We start from the raw sequence: 3130 nt of genomic DNA, 5'->3' as shown, positions 1-3130 counted from the left end.
TCGTGCTCGTTTCTTAAGCATAGCTGGACTTAACTGTCCGTGTGGAATCCACTCGCTCCATTCTTTCTCTGTTAAATACCCATTTTTCATGAGTTTTTGAAACAATGGATTGAGCTTCCCTAAATCATGGACAATTACCGCTTGTCTCAACAAATCCCATTCTGACTCCGTCAGAAGATGCGGGTATTTGCGATGCAATGACTCCAGCACTCGCAGACATGCTTTGACATGCTCCTCTAAAGTTTCTCCGTTACTTTTTGCCAAAAACATGGTATCATACCTCTTTATCAAAAGTGCCCGCAAAAAGCGGGCACCTTTCCCTCATTATGCTCCAAACACCGGCATAGGAAGTCCGATTTTGAGTTCTCCTACATAGTTTTTCGGCGGTGTATCATCCAGCCAAACGATTTCTTCCTCTTCGATTTCTGATTCTGCTCCGCCTTTGACCAATTGAGCACGAACACTGTCCCATAACCGGATCTGTAAATTCGGGTCAATCGTATAGTTCTTATGCAGCTTATACACGGTCGCATAAGAAGCAAAGCCCAATCGTTCCCGCTCCTGTACCGGAATATAGGCATCATACGGTACGACAAGAGAATCTTCTAATTCCGTCTTTTTCAGCTCGCAAATATCTACGGCATCAATGCGAATCAAGTCCTCATGGCGTCCCAAAGAGAGATAGTTTTTCGGATGCAGCATTCCCTCTGCAATTACCGGAACCATTGCCTCATCGTCTGGGATAATATGCAGAATCAAATACACATCGACCAGCAATTCAATCGGAGCCACACCGCGGTTCATACCCAGTTTTTTTTCTCCGTTTTTCAGGCAAATCTGATGTCGTCCTGCTTCATATTTCGTATGCTGACCAAATTCATAGCGCGTATACAGCTCCGAAACATGACTTTGACAGGTTCCCTGAATACTCACCTGCATCGGCACATAGCTTTCAAACCCACATGCCGCATGTACCATGCCAATCACACTGGAATATGGCGGTAGCGGATAACTTTCCTTTATCGCCAAGCTGGATGGCACGCGATAAGACGCCATATTTTGATACGCAATGATGCGAACTGCTTTCTTGGTTTCAGACTCCATAGTTCTGCTCCACCTCTGCACACAGCTTCTTAAAGAATGCAGAAATTGTCATGCACGGCAGTTTTTCCCGAATCTCTGCGTCATTGTGAAATGTACCCGGCAAATAACCGACATTGGTTTCTTCCCCAATGGCTTCCATAACATCTTGAATCATCTGTACGTTCAGTCTGCCCTTTTCCAAACGCAGACGATTTTCAAAGAACGGAGATTTTCTCGCATAAACACCGCCCAAGATAAATACCGGTGCCAGATTCTCTCGGCGGCCTTTAATATCTCGATACAAGAACTCTGCTGTCTGTAACAGCGCACAAACGCGGCGTGCCCGTTCAGCATTGTCCAGCTCTGTTCCCGTATTTGTGTCTACACCGATGCGATCCAAATCAATCGTAATGGTATACGCATAGAAGGACTTGTGCAGCTCACTTTGCGCAATCGAATTGTCTGCGTCACACCGACGTGCCAGTCCCATATTGGTCAGAAAATCCAAATCCGCATGGAATGGCTCCAAGGAAACCGCGTTGGTCAAACGAACCACTGCCGACCGTGTAGTCGCATTGTTTCCTTTTGTCGTTTTCATATAACCAAACAAGTCAATTTCCGGATAATCTCGAATATTCGTTTCCGGTGCAAACTGAATGACCTTTTTTTCGCCGCTGCCGTTTGCCTCTACCGGCGTATTGTCACAATTCAATTGCTCAATGAAATTATATCGCAAAGCCTGTCGAGACATGTACGTATACTGCTCACCGCATTCGCGTGTGATATGCTTGAGGGAGGTAATATTGCCCATGCCCTCGCCATAGTTTAGGCTGGATGCTTCAAAAATCGCAGATACCGTCAATCCATTTTTCATGCTTCCTTCTCCTTTTCTCCATCATTTGTTTCGTTATTCTGACTCAACCCAATCAAAAATGCATTGCCAATGGCACGGAATTGTTCATCATCCGCAATCGTCTCAATAAACAAATCCGGTATCGGCAGACCCAGAGACAAATATTGTCTCATCACCAGCTGTAAAAAGCGATTCTTATCGCCCGCCTGTAAAGCATTGAGCAGACCATACGACAATGTAATCGTATTTTTTCCATTGATTCGACTCTTTATCTTTTCTTGTAACCTTCCCCCTTCACTTCTTACATATTTCAAGTACTTTTCTGTCATCATTTTCCCCTCTCTTTCGGCAAACATTGTGATTTGAATACACAAAACAGGAAAATACATTCCTAACGAATACTTTTTACTCAGTGCCTCTCGATACTGTCGATACAGCAGCGGATACAGATTCTTGCCCTCCAAAATTTCATCGATGACTTGGCGATGCAATCTCGGATTGATTTTTATCAGCAGTTCCAATGCTGTTTTGCACTGTGTAAATTTTTCCAACAGCTCCGCAGACAAAATATTGACACGATATTCCCAATTGCCTTTTTCATTTCTACTGCGGCGGACGACCTGAATATTTTTCAGTTTGCTCTCTGCCTCTCTCTCATTTGCCTGTCCAATAAAGAGATTGATAATCGTTGCAAAAGATCCCTTTGTCATATCACGCGGTTTCAAATCATTGAGGCTGTTGAGCTGTCTAAAACTGGTATTGCTATTGATGAACACGCCCTCATATGCCATGCTGCAAAATCCAATCGGAATGCAAGCATACACCAGCTTACACAGCGGGCACGGTGCCAAATCAAGGTTAAAATTCCAAAATCCGTTGGTCTTTCGTTTGACATCGACGCCGACATCCTCGATCCACGCCATGCTGGCACCAGTCGGTGCTCCCGGCAAAACCGTATCGCATTGCAGGCAGTGATATACTTTTTTTCCTTTTTTCGGCTTATACGCCAAAATCTGCTGGATAAATTCCTGTTCAAAAGCCTGTTCAAACGGATCTTTGTTTTTTGTCTTATTCAAAAACGCAATACCGCCCCAATATGGCTGAATAAAGTTATATACAATATCTTTCAGTGCGAAAATCCTGCCATATTGTTTCAATTTTTCATATAGCTCCGGCACGCACGCTATTTGCTGC

Annotated in this window: 3 protein-coding genes and 1 pseudogene; all 4 read right to left on the bottom strand. The window is 44.1% G+C overall.

Going from position 1 to position 3130, the window contains the following annotated elements; translation table 11 throughout:
• Nucleotides 1-270 (bottom strand): annotated as a pseudogene (locus ACR0P9_RS09935) (CRISPR-associated helicase/endonuclease Cas3); the annotation flags it as partial.
• A gap of 54 nt (nt 271-324) precedes the next feature.
• The gene (gene cas5 / locus ACR0P9_RS09930) at nt 325-1104 is read right to left on the bottom strand and encodes a CRISPR-associated protein Cas5 (protein WP_432619717.1); all 780 of its coding nucleotides are present in this window, start codon (nt 1102-1104) and stop codon (nt 325-327) included.
• On the bottom strand, nt 1094-1957 hold the full coding sequence (gene cas7i, locus ACR0P9_RS09925) for a type I-B CRISPR-associated protein Cas7/Cst2/DevR (RefSeq protein WP_432619715.1): 864 nt from the start codon (nt 1955-1957) through the stop codon (nt 1094-1096). Before cas7i ends, cas5 begins: the two co-directional genes overlap by 11 nt.
• The coding region (gene cas8a1, locus ACR0P9_RS09920) for a type I-B CRISPR-associated protein Cas8b1/Cst1 (protein ID WP_432619713.1) at nt 1954-3130 on the bottom strand (1177 nt) is incomplete at its 5' end. The genes cas8a1 and cas7i, both read right to left, overlap by 4 nt.

This window comes from Butyricicoccus sp. (genome assembly GCF_050872565.1).
GTDB lineage: Bacteria > Bacillota > Clostridia > Oscillospirales > Butyricicoccaceae > Butyricicoccus_A.
Note: the sequence above shows the minus strand (reverse complement) of the source record. Positions and strands in the feature narration are given on the sequence as shown.